This is a genomic window from Amycolatopsis sp. CA-230715 (assembly GCF_018736145.1).
Classification (GTDB): Bacteria; Actinomycetota; Actinomycetes; order Mycobacteriales; family Pseudonocardiaceae; genus Amycolatopsis.
In genome coordinates this window covers 369,857-385,222 of the sequence record NZ_CP059997.1, presented here as the reverse complement: position 1 = coordinate 385,222, position 15,366 = coordinate 369,857, and the positions used below count along the sequence as shown (strand labels likewise).

Sequence of the window (15,366 nt, the reverse complement as noted above, 5' to 3'; positions counted from 1 at the left end):
ACTCGTGAACGATGATGGCCGCATGACCATGACTGAGTCGGACTCGACCGTGCGTGCGCAGAAGCTCGGGCAGAGCCTGCGAGTTCTGCGTGAGCAGGCGAACTTGAACGTCCGGGCCGCCGGAGCACGGATCAACGCCTCGGCGAGCAAGATCAGCCGCATCGAGAACGGCAAGAGTTTCGCTTCGACCGAGGATGTTTCCGGTCTGCTCGCGGCCTACGGGGTGGTCGGCTCGAAGCGGCAGCACCTCCTCGACCTGGCAGCGGAGTCGGCGGAACGCGGTTGGTGGCAGCGCCACGAACTGCCGATCGAGGCGAGGGTCGAAACCCTTTCCGGGTTGGAAGCCGCCGCGAACACCCTGGTCAGCTTCGAAATCGCAGTCATTCCCGGCCTGGCGCAGACTGAGGAGTACACCCGCGCGCTGATGATCGAGTCCGGTGTGGTGCCGCGGGACATGGTGGAGCAGCGAGTCCGCGAGCGGATGGATCGCCAGGAAGCGTTGCGACAGCGGTGGAGCCCGCCCCAGATGCGGTTCATTCTCGACGAGTTTGCGATACACCGAGTTATCGGTGGCCGTGAAGTGCATTGCCGCCAGCTTGAGCACTTGATCGCGCTGTCTGGCCGCCGGGCGACGGAGGTCCGAGTGGTGCCGAACGCGGGGAAGGCGCATGCAGGGCTCAGCGGCGGGTTTTTGATCATCCAGAGGCCGGAAGGGGCGCCGGTGATCTTTCTCGGGAATCTTACTTCGAGTCTTGTAGTGGAGGGTCTCGGCGAGGTGAGCGAGTACCAGAAGGCGGCGAGTGAACTCCTCAACCATGCGCTCAGCCCACGGGATTCTCTGAACTTCATTGCCAGAAAGGCCAGGCGGCTACATGCAGGTGTCACACAGGGCAACCAGCCTTCGCTTGTCGTGGGTCAAGAGCAGCTATAGCGGTACCCAGGCGAACTGTGTCGAGGTGGCGTGCGTGGGGGAGGCGGTGTTGGTGCGGGACTCGAAGGAGCCTCTGGGTGGGCGCTGTGCCTCTCGCGTGCGGCGTTTGGTGCGCTGTGCGGCTCGCGTGTGTTCGGGGCGCGGTCGTTCTGCCCTTCGCCGGGGAGTGGCTGAAGAGCCGGGTGTTGGCGGGTCCGTCCGTTGTGGACACGGCCGCCTTGTGGCGGCTTCGACTGTCAGGCGGCGCGGGGTTGGGCGGTGTGGCGGTTCGATCTCGATCTTCGCCACGGGTCGACGAATTCGGGTGGGGTGAACTCCGGGAGGCCGTCGACCATGCGGAGTTTCCAGTCGCTACGATGCAAAAGTCTGTGGTGGTGGGCGCACAACAGGACGAGGTTGCCCAGATCGGTGGGGCCACCGTGGGCCCAGTGCACGACGTGATGCGCCTCGCAGTGTCGCGGCGCCCGGGAACACCCCGGGAAAGCACATCCGGAATCCCGCAACGCCAACATGAAGCGGAGTGCCTCGGTCACCACTCGTTTGGCCCGGCCGAGTTCCAGCGGTTGGCCCTTGCCGTCGAGTATGGCGGGGATGACCCGGCAGTCGCAGGCGAGAATTCGGGCTTCGCTGGCGGTGATCGTGGTGACCATGTCCAGGCAGGCTGTGCCGAGTTCCTTTTTCAGGTCAGCCAGTGGGATTGTCACGATCAGGTCCGAGCGATTACCGCTGCGGTTCGGGGATTCGGGGTGGCTGGCGGCGAGGGCGACCAGCTCCATGAACGCGTCCCCGTATCGCTCGGCCCGACTCCGCTGCACCGGCTCGCCCGTCGGGTCACCCTCACTAAATTGGGCGAGAGGATCCAACAGGGCAAGGGTTTTCGCGGCGGAGAGGGGATCGAGGTAGCCGTCGAACTTCGCCGAACCATCCTTGCGGTGATGGAAGTTCAGCTCTCGCCTCGGGGCAGGAGTGTCGCGGGGCTCGGTGCCGTCAGGGTCGAGGTGGCCGAGGATTGCCTTGCCTAGCTTGCTGATCTCCTTGACGCCCGCGGTGCGGGCCAGTTCGACCAGGGACCGTTCCGCGAACTCCCGGTCCTCTTCCGGGGTCGTGGCGGGGATTTTCTCCAGCACCCGCACAATCCCGTCCACGTGCTCCGGTGAGATCTCACCCTCCCGGGCGGCCTCGCCGACAAGGGGTGCCGGAGCGGGAATCTCCGCGCCATCGATCCCCTGACTCGGGTTGGTCACGAGCGCGCGCTTCACCAGCTTCTTCACGCCCGGACCGGAACTCCGCGCGATATCCGCCACCAGACCGGCCACGCTCGTGTACCCCAAATCGCGAGCGCCACCGTTGTCCAGGCGCGCGATAATGCGGTGGAGGCGCGATTCCTGCTGCCACCACAGCACGAACTCCTCCCTCAACAGCGCGGCGAGTTCACGCGCGTTGAGCTGCCACAGCTCCTGCTGCGGCGCAAGGGAAGGAGAAGTCTCGGACACGACTCCATTCTACCGCGATCGCACACAGGTTCGACTGACTCGATCGGGTGAATCACTTGGAAAGTCCACAGTGGACCAACGAGGAAACCGAGTTGCACCAAGGAAAACTGCCGCCGAACCACAATGCAACCGCAGCCGGGCAACGAAATCCGCACACCTCCTTCCCGTCCAAAGCCTTCTTTGAACCGCAGCCCGACAACGGCGAAGCAACCGCTACGACCCTTCACTGACCGTCGGGAAATCCGGGGACTGTCGGGAGTGTCCGCGAGGACGATGGCGGCTTCGCGGGTGTCGAAGGGCTTGTCGAGGTTGGGAGTTCGGAAGTGGGCGTGGTGGTTTTAGCCGGAGGAACAGTCGGTTTCGTCGGGGGAACGGTCGGAGTGACGGTTGGTTTGGTCGGGGACGTGGGCGTCTTCGTCGGCGGAACCGGATCGCCGGTCCTCCTCGCCCAGTACGTGAACCAGATCTGCCCGCCCGCCTTCGGTGTCGTCGCATCGAACATGGCCCGCACCCGGAACGAAGTCGCGGTGAGGGAGTCGTGGACGGTGTTCAGCATGAACCCGTTGAACTGTCCCGGGGTATCGGGTGAAACCAGTACGGCGGTCGGAACGACGCCTAGTTTGTGCGAAACGGTGCAGGTGCCAGCCGCGTCGATGACACAGGACGCGCGGCCGAAGTCCTCGACGGGGTTTCCCTGACCGGTGGCGGACAACGACATGCCGGTGGCGAACGCTCCGGCCGCGACGACGGCGGAAGCACCGAAAACGGCCGCACGGGTTCTCGAAGTCAGCATTCCTCCCCCTTTTTTTGCCGCGCTGAGTGCGCGAGCGTGATCTGTCCGTCGGCGCCGGGCTGAAAATCGTTACAGGACACCGGGCAGAACCAAGGCGCCCCAAGCCAATACCGGGCCGAACCCGACGATCCCGCACGTATACCGGACCACCTGCCGGTAGAACCGGTCCCGATCCACCCCGCGCGCGTTGCTCAACACCAAGGCGCCGTTCGTCGAGAAAGGGGAGACGTCGACGATGGTCGTGGATACCGCCAAAGCCGCGATCAGGCCGCCTGCGCTGAGGCCGCTGGAGAGCAGCAGGGGGACGGCGACCGGGATGATCGCGGTCAGGATCGCGGTGGACGAGGCGAAGGCGGACGTCACCGCGACGACGAAGCACAGCACCAGTGCCACCACGAGCGGGGTGCCGAGTGTCGCGGCCTGGTGGGAGAGCAGGTCGATGGTTCCGGCTTTTTCCAGGATCGTCACGTAGGTGACCATGCCCGCCACCAACAGGATCGTGGACCAGCTGATGCCGTCGATCGCCTTCGCCTGGTTCTTCATGTCGACCAAGGAGAGCAGGGCGCCGGCGGCCAGTGCGAGGAAGCCGATTTCGAGGTGGAATCCCAGTGCGCCGACGACGAGGGCCAGGAGCAGGGCGAGGGTGAGTGCCTGCCGCCAGGTGATCCGCCCGGCCGTCGGATGCTCATCGGGTTCGGGCACCGGTTCCGCAGAACGCTTGCGCAGTAACAAGAACGTCAGCAGCGACAGCAGCAGGTTGAAGCCGAAGCTCGCGAAGAACAGCACCACCGGGGCGACGGACAGGGAGGTCTTCGCGACCATGCCGGAGACGAGCACGCCCGAGACGGCGACGGGGGAGAACGCGCCCGCGTGCGCGCCGCTGATCACCATCAGCGGGCTCATCCGGTAGCGGAACGCGAAGTTCATTCCGATGGGGGCCAGCAGGGCGACCGCGGCGGGGGTGAAGGTGCCGAACGCGGTGAGCACCGCGGCGACGGTGAACAGCACCCACGGGATCAGCGTGACCTTGCCGCGCACGAGCCGGACCCCCGCCGAGACGAGCAGGTCGATCGTGCCGTTGTGCCGCGCCACCGAAAACAGGTACGTGACACCGACGATCGTGACGAACAGCGAAACCGGGAACCCTTCGAAGATCTGGTCCTGGTCGAGGCCGAGCGACAGGGTGCCGACCACGAACGCGCCGACGAAGGGGAGTATGCCGATGTTGATCGGCAGCACGGTGGCGACCACGAACATGAGCACGAGCGCACCGAGGGAAACCAGTTCAGCGGTCATCGGAACAACACTGTCCTTTTCAGACGGTCAGACGGTCAGACGGGGCGAGCGGGGAAGGTCAGGCGGAAAGCGGTTCGGCGACGGAGATGCTGGCTTCGCACAGCACCCGCGCCGCGCGCCGCACGGTCACCCGGCGCGGCACGGACCCGTCGAGGTCCGCACAGGTTACGGCCACGACCCCGGCCGGGGTGCCGATTCGCAGCACTTCCCCGCCCGGCTCGGTGGAGCGGGCGTGCACCACCGAACCGGGCACGAGGTTGGCCACGCCGATGCCCGTGGCCGAGGTCAGCCCGATCGTGGGATGGGGCTCGGTCATGGTCAGCATGCGCACCGAGACGTCGTAGTCGGCGGCGCCGATCCGTTCCCCGGTCGTGCTGCGGTAGGCCACCGGCGAACCGACGAGCCCCACTTTCGGCACGGCGTCGGCCTCCGGGCTGAGCCCCATCAGCGGTGCCGCGGCGCGGCGCACGGATCGCAGCCAGCCGACTTCCCGGCGGACCGCGGCGATCGACGCGGCGGCGTCGCGCCCGGTGCGGGCGGCGTCGACGAGGGCCATCGGGGCGCCCGCGTCCAGCAGGGTCACCGGCACCGCGCGGTCGTCGACGACCAACTCGGTCCTCGGCGAAGGCACCGAGTGGACGGGGTCCACAAAGGTCAGTCCGACCGCGACGCCGCCGGAACGGGTGCCCGGCACGGTCGCGGTGCCGAACTCGTGCGCGATCCCGCCGGTGGTGTCCACTTCGGCCTCCAGCACGGCGCCGGTGTTGGTGTTGCGCAGCACCACGCGCGTGCGGTCGCCGGTGATCGGCACGAGACCGCGGGTGACCGCCCACAGGCCGATCGCGGTGGCGCAGTTCCCGCAGTTGCTGCCCCATTCGACCCGCTCGACGCCGATGCCGACCTGGCAGAAGAGGTAGTCGACGTCAACGCTTCCGGTGTCGGCGCGCCGGACCACGGCGGCCTTCGAGGTGGTCGGCGTCGCGCCGCCGACGCCGTCGAGCTGCACCGGGTCGGCCGCGCCGTAAGCGCTGATGAGGAGCCGTTCGAGTTCGTCCAAATCGGACGGTACGTCGGCGGCGTCGAACAACCAGCACTTGCTGGTTCCCCCTCTGACCAAGGTCGCTGGCACGTGCACGGCGGTTCTTCCTCCTGCTCGGCGGGGTCGGGGCATTACCGTGACAAGCGCGAGGATTGAGAACAATAGCCATCTGCTTAGAGCATGTCTCATTTGGCGAGTTTCTTGTAGCAGGTGAGAGTGGCGGCGAGGGTGAGGAAGGCGCAGAAGTGGTTGGCGTAGCGGTCATAGCGGATGGCGAGCCGGTGGTAGCCGAAGAGCCAGGCGATGGATCGTTCGATGACCCAGCGGTGTTTGCCGAGTTTCTTGCTGGACTCGATGCCTTTGCGGGCGATGCGCACGACGATGCCGCGGTCACGGACCCAGTCCCGTAGGTCGGTGTGGTCGTAGGCCTTGTCGGCGTGCAGCTTGCTGGGTTTGCGGCGGCGGGGTCCGCGTCGGGACTTGATCGCGGGGATCGCCATGACCAAGGGTTTGAGAGTGTAGGAGTCGTTGGTGTTCGCGGCAGATACCGCGACCGCCAGCGGCAGGCCCGCCCGGTCGGACAGGACGTGGATCTTCGATCCGGCCTTGCCGCGGTCGACCGGGTTCGGGCCGGTCATGGGTCCCCTTTTTTCGCGCGAACCGATGCTCCGTCCAGGACTGCCCGTGACCAGTCGATCTCGCCTTGGCTGCCCAGTTCGTCCAGGACGGCCCGGTGCAGTCGAGGCCATAGACCGGCTTTGGTCCATTCGGTGAACCGTCGATGCGCGGTCGGCACCGTGACGCCGAACGACGGTGGCAGCATCCGCCACGCGCACCCGCTAGTCAGCACGTACACCACCGCCGTGAACACGGCCCGGTCGTCAACTGGCGCCCTGCCACCACCCTGCGGACGCGGCGCAAACGAGGGGATCAACGGCTCGACCAGAGCCCACAACTCATCCGGCACCAACCGCCGAGACAACGCATCGACCACAGCACAGATCATGCACCACCAACCACAAAACCCATACGAGACACGCTCTTAGTACTGGTTAAGCTGAGCTAAAGACGGAAGGAGGGCTCGTGCTGGATCTGCGGAGGCTGCTGCTGCTCGTCGACGTGGCCGAGCACGGGTCGCTCACCGGCGCCGCGGCGGCGGCCGGGATCACGCCGTCGGCGGCGTCACAGCAGATGTCCCGGCTGGAAGCGGAGGTCGGCCAGCCGCTGCTGTACCGGCTGCCGCGCGGGGTCCGGCTCACCGACGCGGAGCGGCGCTGGTCGCGAGAGGACAGACGATCCGGCGCGAACTCCGTGCCGCACAAGCGGATCTGGACTCGTTCGCCAAGCTCGACCGCGGTACGCTCCGGCTCGGCTCGTTCCCCACGGCCAGCGCGTCGCTGCTGCCGCTGGCACTGACCCGGTTCTCCCGCAAGCATCCCGGTGCGCGCGCCCACGTCCGCTCGGCGCTGCTGGCCGAGCTGCTGGAACTGCTGCACACCGGCGAGATCGAGCTGGCGCTGCTGTGGGACTACGAATGGAACCGCGTCGACGAAAGCGCGCTGACGGTCGCGCACCTGCTCGACGATCCGACGGTCCTGGTGGTCCCGGCGAATTCGGAGCTGCTCGACGAAGCCGAGATCACGCTCGCCTCGCTCGCGTCCCAGCAGTGGATCATCAGGGCGGACCACCACCCGGTCGCCACCGTGCTGCGCCGCAGCTGCCACCTCGCCGGGTTCGACCCGATCATCGCCTACGAGTCGCACGACTACCAGGAGGCGCAGGCGATGGTGGCGGCGGGGCTCGGCATCGCGATCGCGCCGCGGCTCGCGCTGACGAACCGGCGCAGCGACGTCCGGCTGGTGAGCTTCGCCAGCGGCGTCCCGGCGCCGACGCGGCGGATCCTGCTGGCGCGCCCGGGAACCAGGGAGCCGACACCCGCGGCGCTCGCGATGACGGAGATCCTGCGCGCGGTGGCGCAGAAGTTCTCCGACAGCAGCCTGCACCGCACGCGGCTCGGCTCGGTGCCCGGCCGGTGACTCAGTCCTCGATCGCCCAGGTGATGGTGCGTTCGTCCGGTTCGGGCCGCGGGCTCCAGCGCACCGACACCACGCGCGTGGACTCCGGCAGCACGTAGACGGTGTGCCCGCCCGCGGTCTCACCCGGCTGCACGCCGATTTTGTGCGGTGGCCGCGAAGTCAGCGAGACCGGCGCCTTGCCGATGGCCTTGCCGTCGGCGGTGATCAGCTCGAGGAAGTTGTCCGGCAGCGAGGCGAACGGGATGGGCCCGCGGTTGACCACCTCGGTGTGCACCACGACCGACCGCTCGTTCTCCTCCAGGCGGTATCCCGCCGCGCTGAACAGGAAGTCCGCCGGATCCTGCACCTCCAGCAGCTGCACGGTGAGCTGCTCGCCTTCGAGACCTTCGCTCGGCAGCACGTCCCCGGTGCGGCCGGTGCGGTTCGGTACGGGCGCCTTCGGCGCACCGGGCATTTGCTCGTCGCCGCGCGCCCACGACGCGCTCTGCGGCGGCCCCCAGGTGCTCATCACCGGGTCCACCGGCGGCGGAGGCGGTGGCCGCATCGGCTGCTGGGGTCGCGGCGGCGGGCCCTGCGGCGGCCGTGCCATCGGCGGCGGTCCCTGCCGCACCGGATACGCGCCCGACGGCACGCCCTGCACCGGGTAGGGCGCCGACGGCGTGCCCTGCACCGGGTACGCGGCCGAAGGTGTGCCGTGCACGGCGTAGGCACCCGAGGGCGCGCCGTGCACGGGTGAAGGCGGCTGCGGGGGCCGTTGCTGCGGGCCCGGCTGGGGGACCTGCTGGTTCGGTGGCTGCTGCGGCGCGCCGGCGAGCGCGGCGCGCAGTCCGTTGGGGTCGCTCTCCACGCCGACGAGCAGCGGCAGCCCGCTGCCGGACAGGGAGACCAGCCGGTAGGCGACCTCGCGCGGGTCCATGCCGACCTTCGCGGCCAGCTCGTGCACCGCCGCCTTGCCCAGCTCGGCCAGTGCGGCGAGCAGGCGGGAGTCAACGGGATCGGTCACGGCCACGCTTCGAACGCTACCGCCTGGTCGCGGCGCGGGTGCAGGCTGCCACGCCGGAGGCGGCCGGAATCGCGGGCATAGGGTGGCGGGAAGAACTACCGGGAGCCGTTGCGCACCACCGGCTCGGAACGCGGACCGACGGGGGACAGCCATGACCGTGACCCAGCTCGCCGACGAGTACGTCGAGGTGATGTTCGAGACCGAGCCGCTGTGGCCTGCCATGCTGGGCCTCGACCTCGAACGGCCGGGGATCGGCGATCTGTCCGCCGAGGCCGAGCAGACCCTCGTCGCGAAGCTGAAGTCGCTCGAAGAGCGGGCCACCGCGATCGACCCGGCCTCGCTCACCGCCGAGGACAAGGTCACCCGCGACGTGCTGCTCAGCCAGCTCAGGGGCCAGCTCGACCGCGCGGAGCACGGGCTCGTCGAGTTCACCGTCACCGACATCTTCATAGCGCCCGCGGTGTCGATGCTGACCGCGTTGCCGATGGTGACCGTCGCGACGGCGGAGCAGGCCGAGGTCCACCTCGGGCGGCTCGCCGCGATCCCCTGCTACCTCGGCCAGGCGCTCGACCGGCACCGCGCCGGGATCGAAGCCGGGCGGCTGCCGATCGCCCACCTCGTCCGCGCGGCGATCGACCACCTTGGCCGCTACCTGGACTCCGATCCCGCGAACGACCCGCTCGCGCGCCAGGAGCTGCCGGACGAGGCGCTGACCGAGCGGCGGACGGCGTTGCTGCGGGACGTGGTGCGCCCCGGGTTCGCCGCCTACCGCGACGGCCTGATCGCCGACGTCGAACCGCACGGCAGGCTGGCCGACCGCGCCGGGCTGTGCTGGCTGCCCGGCGGCCAGGAGAGCTACGCGGCGTTCGCGCGCCTGCACACCACCACCGACCGCACCCCCGACGAGCTGCACGAGACCGGGTTGCGGATCATCGGCGAACTCGCCGAGGAGTACGCCGAGATCGGCGGCAGGGTGTTCGGCACCCGTGACGTGCGGGAGGTGTTCGAGCACCTGCGGACCGATCCGGAGCTGCGCTGGCGTGACGCCGAAGACCTCCTCGACACCGCGCGCGGCGCGATCGGCAGGGCGGAGGCGGCCGCGCCGGAGTGGTTCGGGCGCATCCCGTCCGCGGGGTGGGTCGTCTCGGCGGTGCCCGAGGCCGAGGCGCCGGGCGCGCCCGCCGCGTACTACATCCAGCCCTCCGCGGACGGCGCGCGGCCGGGCACCTACTACGCCAACACCCACGAGGTGACCGAGCGGTTCCGCCACGCGGCCGAGGCGACCGCCTTCCACGAAGCCATTCCCGGCCACCACTTCCAGATCAGCACCGCGCTCGGGCTCGACGAGCTGCCGCTGCTGCGCAGGCTCGGCGACTTCAACGCCTACATCGAAGGCTGGGGCCTCTACAGCGAGCGGCTCGCGTTCGAGATGGGCCTGTACTCCGACGATGTCGCGCTGCTCGGCATGCTCACGCTCGACTCGATGCGGGCGGGGCGGCTGGTGGTCGACACCGGGCTGCACGCGAAGGGGTGGAGCAGGCAGCAGGCCGTCGACTACCTCGTCGAGCACACGCCGATGTCGCGTGTCGAGATCGAGTCCGAAGTGGACCGCTATCTCGCCTACCCCGGGCAGGCGCTGGCGTACATGGTGGGGCGGCTGGAGATCCAGCGCATCCGCGCGCACGCCGAAAAGGTGCTGGGGGATAGGTTCGACATCAAGGCGTTCCACGACCTCGTCCTCGGCGGTGGCGCGCTTCCACTGTCCACTTTGGAGTATGTCGTGCGGGAATGGGCCGTCGCGAACGGGGCGGCCTGGTGACCGGTGTGGAGAGCCCCGCCGCGCTCGCCGACGAGCTGACCGGCGCGCTGTTCGAAGCGGATCCGTTGCGTCCCATGCTGCTCGGGCTGCCGGGGTCGTCCGGCCTTCCCGATCCGAGCAGGGCCGCCGGGCTGCGGCACCGCGAGCGGTTCGCCGGGATCTCCGCGCGCGCAGAGGCGCTGCCCGTTCCAGAGTCCGAAGTGGACGTGGTGACCCTCGAAGTGGTCCGCCAGCAGGCGAAGGCGGCGATCGACCTCATCGACGCCGGGCTCGGCGACTTCGCGGTCAACGACTCCTTCGCCGCGCCCGCGCTGATCCCGCTGGTGCTGATGCCCAACGCCGTGCCCGACACCGCCGAGAAGGCGGAAGCCCACCTGGACAGGCTCGCCGCGTTCCCGTCCTATTTGGACGCCGTGTGCGAGCGGCAGCGCGCCGGTGCGGACGAAGGGCTCGTGGCGGCGGCTTTCCTGGTGCGGGAAGGGATCGCGGCCGTCGAACGGTACCTCGGCAACCCGTTGACCGACCCGCTCCGCCTCGACGCGAAGGCGGCCGGTTTCGCCGACCGGCAGGAGCGGTTGCTGACCGAGTCGGTCCGGCCCGCCTACTCCGCCTACCGGAACTTCCTGCGCGACGAAGTGGCACCGAAAGCGCTGCCGGACGAGAAACCCGGTCTGTGCTGGCTTTCCGGCGGCGAGGCGAGGTACGAAGCGCTGATCCGCGCGCACACCACCACCGAGCGGTCCGCGCGGGAACTGCACGAAACCGGGCTCGCGTTCGTCGAGCGGCTCGGCGACGAGTACCGCGAACTCGGCGCGCGGGTCTTCGGCGTCACCGATCTCGGCGAGTTGTTCGCCCGCCTGCGCACCGATCCCGCGCTGCGCTGGGGCGACGCGGACGAGATGCTCGAAGCGGCGCGGACGAGCATCGGCCGTGCCGAAGCGGCGGCGCCGCGCTGGTTCGGGAAGCTGCCGTCCGCGTCGTGCGCGATCACCGCGATGCCCGAGCACGAGGCGGACGGCGGGTCGATCGCCTACTACTTCGAGCCCGCGCTCGACGGTTCGCGGCCGGGCACGTACTACGTCAACACGTTCCGCGCGCGGGAGCGCTTCCGGCACGAGTCGGACGCCGTGGCGTTCCACGAGGGCGTGCCGGGGCACCACCTGCAGAACTCGCTTTCCTTGGCGTTGGCCGATCTCCCGCTGCTGCGCCGCGTCGCCGAGGTGAACGCCTACCTCGAAGGGTGGGCGCTCTACGCCGAGCGGCTCGCGGACGAGATGGGGCTGTACACCGACGACGTGAGCCGGTTCGGCCTGCTGGCGCAGGATTCGCTGCGCGCGGGCAGGCTCGTCGTCGACACCGGTATGCACGCGCTGGGCTGGAGCCGCGAACGCGCCGTCGAGTACCTGCGGGTGAACTCGCCGATGCCGCCGGTGGCGATCGAGGCGGAGATCGACCGGTACGCGGGCTGTCCCGGGCAAGCGTTGTCCTACATGGTGGGCAGGCTGGAGATCCAGCGCGTCCGCGCGCACGCCGAAGAAGCGCTGGGGGAGCGGTTCGACATCCGCGCGTTCCACGACGAGGTGCTCGGGCACGGCGTGCTGCCGCTGTCGGTGCTCGACGGCGTGATCCGGCGCTGGATCACGCGCGTTTCCGTTTAGGCCTCGTCACAGGGCGGGTGGCAGCCGCGGCCCGATGAAGTAGGGTGACCGCAACTAAGCGGGCGCTCAGCACGGAAGGCGGCAGCATGCGCATCGGGATCCAGATCAACTACGCCGGGGGCTTCCGGGAGTCCGTCGCCGAGATCGTCGAACTGGAACGCGCCGGGCTGGACATCGTCTTCATCCCGGAGGCGTACTCGTTCGACGCGGTGAGCCAGCTCGGGTTCATCGCCGCCCGCACCGAGCGGGTGGAGATCGCGTCCGGGATCGTGCAGATCTACACGCGCACGCCGACCCTGACCGCGATGACCGCGGCTGGCCTCGACTTCGTCTCGGACGGCCGGTTCACCCTCGGCATGGGCGCCTCGGGACCCCAGGTGATCGAGGGCTTCCACGGCGTGAAGTACGACGCGCCGCTCGCCCGCACGCGCGAGGTTGTCGAAATCTGCCGCCAGGTGTGGCGCCGCGAGCGCGTGGTCCACGACGGCAGGCACTACCAGATCCCGCTGCCCGCCGACCAGGGCACCGGGCTCGGCAAGCCGCTCAAGCTGATCAACCACCCGGTGCGCTCGCGCATCCCGATCATGCTCGCTTCGCTCGGCCCCAAGAACGTCGCGCTGACGGCCGAAATCGCCGAGGCGTGGGAGCCGATCTTCTTCCACCCGGAGAAGGCGAAGGACGTGTGGGGCGCCCCGCTCGCCGAGGGCAAGGCGAAGCGCGACTCCGAGCTGGGCGAGCTGGACACCGTCGTCGGCCTGCCGGTGGCGATCGGCGACGACGTGACGCACCTGCTCGACAACATCCGGCACTACGTCGCGCTCTACGTCGGCGGCATGGGCGCGCGCGGCAAGAACTTCTACAACGACCTGATGTGCCGCTACGGCTACGAGGCCGAGGCGAAGCAAGTGCAGGACCTGTACCTGGACGGGAAGAAGGACGAGGCCGCCGCGGCGCTCCCGCGGGAGCTGCTGGAGGCGATGTCGCTCGTCGGGCCGGTCGGCCACGTCAAGGAGCGCCTCGCCGCGTTCCGCGAGGCCGGGGCGACCACCTTGCAGGTCAACGTGATCGAGCCGGACCCGGCGCGGCGCCCCGCCGTGGTGCGCGAGCTGAAGGAACTCACCGCCTGACGCGGCCGGGAATCCGCGCCTACTTCGCGAGCGCGTCGGGGACGAGTGCGGCGGTGACCACGGTGACCGTGTCGTCCGGCGCGTCGTCGTAGAGGCCGCCGCAGGTGACCAGGCGCAGTTCGGCGCGGGTGGTGCGATCCGGGGCGACGTCCTCCGCGCCGACCGCGCCGTGGTGCGTGTCGACCCGTTCGACGGTGAACTCCGCGACCTTGCCGTCGGCGCGCGTGACGCGGACCTGGTCGCCGGGCACCAGATCGCGCAGCCGGTGGAACACGCCGTAGGAATGCGCGAACAGGGTGTGCCCCGCGATGACCGCCGCGCCCGGCTCGCCCGGCGTCGGGTTGGTGGTGTACCAGCCGAGGACGCCCGCGCTGCCGGGGACCTCCATCGCGCCGGTCGGGGTGCGGCCGAGGTCGACGACCGTCGCCGAGTCGATGCCGAGCGCCGGGACGTCCAGCGAGATCGGCGCCGACGGCGGGAACGGCGCGTCGCCACCCTCGGCGAGCCGTGCGGTCACCGAGGGGCCGAGTGCGCTGTCGGCGGGCCCGCTCGGCAGCCCGGTCATGGTGCGCTCGGCCACCGCCGAGGAGAGCAGGCTGGTGCCGAGCAGGGCGCCTGCCAGCGCGACCACTACGGCGGCCACGGCCGCGGCGAGAATCCCCGCCTCGGTACGACGATCGGATCTGTCCGTCACGGTCACCCTGTCGCAGCAGTGGCCGTTCCCGTCGTCGGCCGTTGCCTGATGATCGTTCGATCGGGGATCCGGCGTTACCGTCCTGAGATAGAGTGCGGTATTCCTCACCCTAATGGGTTAGGATCGCGTTCTTGAATCGGTTTCGACGGGGTTAACGCCCGCGTCAGGAAGCCGTCGAGATCCGCCGCCGGGGGTCGACACGCGGCACGACACGCGTGTGGGATCGGATAGATCGGGGTAAACCCGGCGGGGAAAGGTGTCGGAGGTCAGCTGGGGATGGCGTTAGGCGGAAACGTGGCGGAATCGGTGGGGGTCCTGGACGTCGGGTCGTTCAGCGCGCATTTGGTGGTGCTGGAACGCGGCGGCACGCCGCTCGAACCGAGCCTGGAGCACAAGACGCGGCTCCGGCTGGACCGCGAGCTCGACGAGGACGGCAGGCTGAGCGGGCGTGGCGTCCAAGCGGTCGCCGCCGCGGTGGCCGACGCGGCGGCGGTGGCGAAGGCGCACGGGATCGGCGAGGTGTTCCCGCTGGCCACGTCCTCGATCAGGGACGCGGCGAACTCGGCCGAGATCGTCGCGGAGGTCGCGCGCGCGTCGGGGGTGCGGCTGCGGTTCCTGCCCGGTGAGCGCGAGGCGGAGCTGGCCTACGCGGCTGCCCGCCGCTGGTACGGCGCGGCCGCGGGGCCCCTGCTCGCGATGGACATCGGCGGCGGCACGCTCGAAATCGCCGCGGGCACCGGCCAGGAGGCCGAGTTCGCGCGCTCGCTGCGGCTCGGCGCGCGCGAACTGACCAGGGGATGGCTTTCGCAGGGGGCGGACGACGCGAAGCGGGTCGACGCGCTGCGCGCTTACGCCCTCAAACGCGTGCGGAAGACGCTGTCCGCGGCGCCGGAACTGGAGCACGCGCACGTCGCGGGCTGTTCCAAGGTGTTCCAGCAGCTCGCCAGGCTGACCGGCGCGCGTCCGCAGCGCGAAGGCCCTTACGTGGCCAGGGAACTGCGCCTCGACCAGCTGCGCGACTGGATCCCCCGCCTCGCGGTCCTGCCGCCGTCGCGCCGCGCGAAACTGCCGGGGATCTCCCGGTGCCGGGCCGGGCAGGCGCTCGCGGGCGCGGTCGTCGCCGAGGCGCTGCTCACCGTGACCGGCGGAACGGTGTCCATCTGCCCGTGGTCGACGCGCGACGGGCTCCTGATCGCGCTGGCCGAGGGCAGCGTCGTGGCCGGGAAGAACGGCAGGCTCGGCGGTGCCGACGCGGCGTGACGGGTTTGCCGCGGGCGGCGGAGGGTGTATCCCGGGACCATGAGCACACCCACGCCGCCCGAACGCAATCCCGAGCCGCCGGTGCCACCGCGCTTCCCGCTGCCGGACCACCCCGACCTCGCGCGCTCGCACACCGACGACGTCGACGACGTGCCGAACAAGGACGACGTCCAGTTCGCCCCGCCGGAAGGCGACGAGCCGCCGGACTGACGTCCAC

General features: G+C 69.7%; 16 protein-coding genes. 10 read left to right on the top strand and 6 right to left on the bottom strand.

The features are described 5' to 3' along the window. The first annotated feature begins 22 nt into the window (after nucleotides 1-22). On the top strand, nucleotides 23-931 hold the full coding sequence (locus HUW46_RS01815; protein ID WP_215545599.1) for a helix-turn-helix domain-containing protein: 909 nt from the start codon (nucleotides 23-25) through the stop codon (nucleotides 929-931). Then, complete coding sequence (locus HUW46_RS48900; protein ID WP_215545598.1) at nucleotides 873-1,244, top strand: DUF397 domain-containing protein; 372 nt, start codon at nucleotides 873-875, stop codon at nucleotides 1,242-1,244. The genes HUW46_RS01815 and HUW46_RS48900 overlap by 59 nt, the downstream gene beginning before the upstream one ends. On the opposite strand, the gene HUW46_RS01805 is transcribed toward HUW46_RS48900, so the two are convergent. Continuing rightward, a complete protein-coding gene (locus HUW46_RS01805) occupies nucleotides 1,168-2,424 on the bottom strand; it encodes an HNH endonuclease signature motif containing protein (RefSeq protein WP_215545597.1) in 1,257 nt (418 codons plus the stop codon). The two genes, HUW46_RS48900 and HUW46_RS01805, sit on opposite strands and share 77 nt — an antisense overlap. Nucleotides 2,425-2,747: 323 nt before the next feature. Between HUW46_RS01805 and HUW46_RS01800 the strand changes: the two genes are divergently transcribed. Then, complete coding sequence (locus HUW46_RS01800; RefSeq protein WP_215545596.1) at nucleotides 2,748-3,122, top strand: hypothetical protein; 375 nt, start codon at nucleotides 2,748-2,750, stop codon at nucleotides 3,120-3,122. A 164-nt stretch (nucleotides 3,123-3,286) separates the two neighbouring features. On the opposite strand, the gene HUW46_RS01795 is transcribed toward HUW46_RS01800, so the two are convergent. The 3 genes from HUW46_RS01795 to HUW46_RS01785 form a co-directional block, all read right to left on the bottom strand. Beyond that, entirely contained in the window at nucleotides 3,287-4,513 is a 1,227-nt protein-coding gene (locus tag HUW46_RS01795; protein ID WP_215545595.1) for an SLC13 family permease, read from the bottom strand. Nucleotides 4,514-4,571: 58 nt separating this feature from the next. Next, a complete protein-coding gene (locus tag HUW46_RS01790; protein WP_254125704.1) occupies nucleotides 4,572-5,648 on the bottom strand; it encodes a PrpF domain-containing protein in 1,077 nt (358 codons plus the stop codon). A gap of 89 nt (nucleotides 5,649-5,737) precedes the next feature. Beyond that, a protein-coding gene (locus HUW46_RS01785) for an IS5 family transposase (protein ID WP_215543239.1) occupies nucleotides 5,738-6,558 on the bottom strand; the annotation gives its coding sequence in 2 pieces (ribosomal slippage) (nucleotides 5,738-6,198 and nucleotides 6,198-6,558; 822 coding nt in all). 77 nt (nucleotides 6,559-6,635) lie between these two features. Here HUW46_RS01785 and HUW46_RS48175 point away from each other — a divergent pair. Together HUW46_RS48175 and HUW46_RS01780 are read left to right on the top strand one after the other, a co-directional pair. Beyond that, nucleotides 6,636-6,968, top strand: a complete 333-nt coding sequence (locus tag HUW46_RS48175) for a helix-turn-helix domain-containing protein (protein WP_254125702.1) — start codon at nucleotides 6,636-6,638, stop codon at nucleotides 6,966-6,968. Further along, nucleotides 6,881-7,588 (top strand): LysR substrate-binding domain-containing protein, encoded by a 708-nt coding sequence (locus HUW46_RS01780; RefSeq protein ID WP_331477324.1) that lies wholly within the window; start codon nucleotides 6,881-6,883, stop codon nucleotides 7,586-7,588. Before HUW46_RS48175 ends, HUW46_RS01780 begins: the two co-directional genes overlap by 88 nt. A gap of 1 nt (nucleotide 7,589) precedes the next feature. Here HUW46_RS01780 and HUW46_RS01775 read toward each other — a convergent pair whose 3' ends face one another. Then, nucleotides 7,590-8,597, bottom strand: a complete 1,008-nt coding sequence (locus HUW46_RS01775) for an AsnC family protein (protein ID WP_215545593.1) — start codon at nucleotides 8,595-8,597, stop codon at nucleotides 7,590-7,592. A gap of 145 nt (nucleotides 8,598-8,742) precedes the next feature. On the opposite strand from HUW46_RS01775, the gene HUW46_RS01770 reads away from it, so the two are divergent. The 3 genes from HUW46_RS01770 to HUW46_RS01760 all read left to right on the top strand — a co-directional run bounded on the left by HUW46_RS01770 (nucleotide 8,743) and on the right by HUW46_RS01760 (nucleotide 13,195). After that, nucleotides 8,743-10,410 (top strand): DUF885 domain-containing protein, encoded by a 1,668-nt coding sequence (locus tag HUW46_RS01770; RefSeq protein ID WP_215545592.1) that lies wholly within the window; start codon nucleotides 8,743-8,745, stop codon nucleotides 10,408-10,410. Next, the gene (locus tag HUW46_RS01765) at nucleotides 10,380-12,068 is read left to right on the top strand and encodes a DUF885 domain-containing protein (RefSeq protein WP_215545591.1); all 1,689 of its coding nucleotides are present in this window, start codon (nucleotides 10,380-10,382) and stop codon (nucleotides 12,066-12,068) included. The genes HUW46_RS01770 and HUW46_RS01765 overlap by 31 nt, the downstream gene beginning before the upstream one ends. A gap of 86 nt (nucleotides 12,069-12,154) precedes the next feature. Next, entirely contained in the window at nucleotides 12,155-13,195 is a 1,041-nt protein-coding gene (locus HUW46_RS01760; RefSeq protein WP_215549609.1) for an LLM class F420-dependent oxidoreductase, read from the top strand. 19 nt (nucleotides 13,196-13,214) lie between these two features. On the opposite strand, the gene HUW46_RS01755 is transcribed toward HUW46_RS01760, so the two are convergent. Then, nucleotides 13,215-13,889, bottom strand: coding sequence for a sortase domain-containing protein (locus tag HUW46_RS01755; protein WP_215545590.1), 675 nt, complete (start codon nucleotides 13,887-13,889; stop codon nucleotides 13,215-13,217). Nucleotides 13,890-14,165: 276 nt separating this feature from the next. On the opposite strand from HUW46_RS01755, the gene HUW46_RS01750 reads away from it, so the two are divergent. Continuing rightward, complete coding sequence (locus tag HUW46_RS01750) at nucleotides 14,166-15,149, top strand: Ppx/GppA phosphatase family protein (RefSeq protein WP_215545589.1); 984 nt, start codon at nucleotides 14,166-14,168, stop codon at nucleotides 15,147-15,149. Nucleotides 15,150-15,188: 39 nt separating this feature from the next. Continuing rightward, on the top strand, nucleotides 15,189-15,359 hold the full coding sequence (locus HUW46_RS01745; RefSeq protein ID WP_215545588.1) for a hypothetical protein: 171 nt from the start codon (nucleotides 15,189-15,191) through the stop codon (nucleotides 15,357-15,359). Nucleotides 15,360-15,366 lie beyond the last annotated feature (7 nt).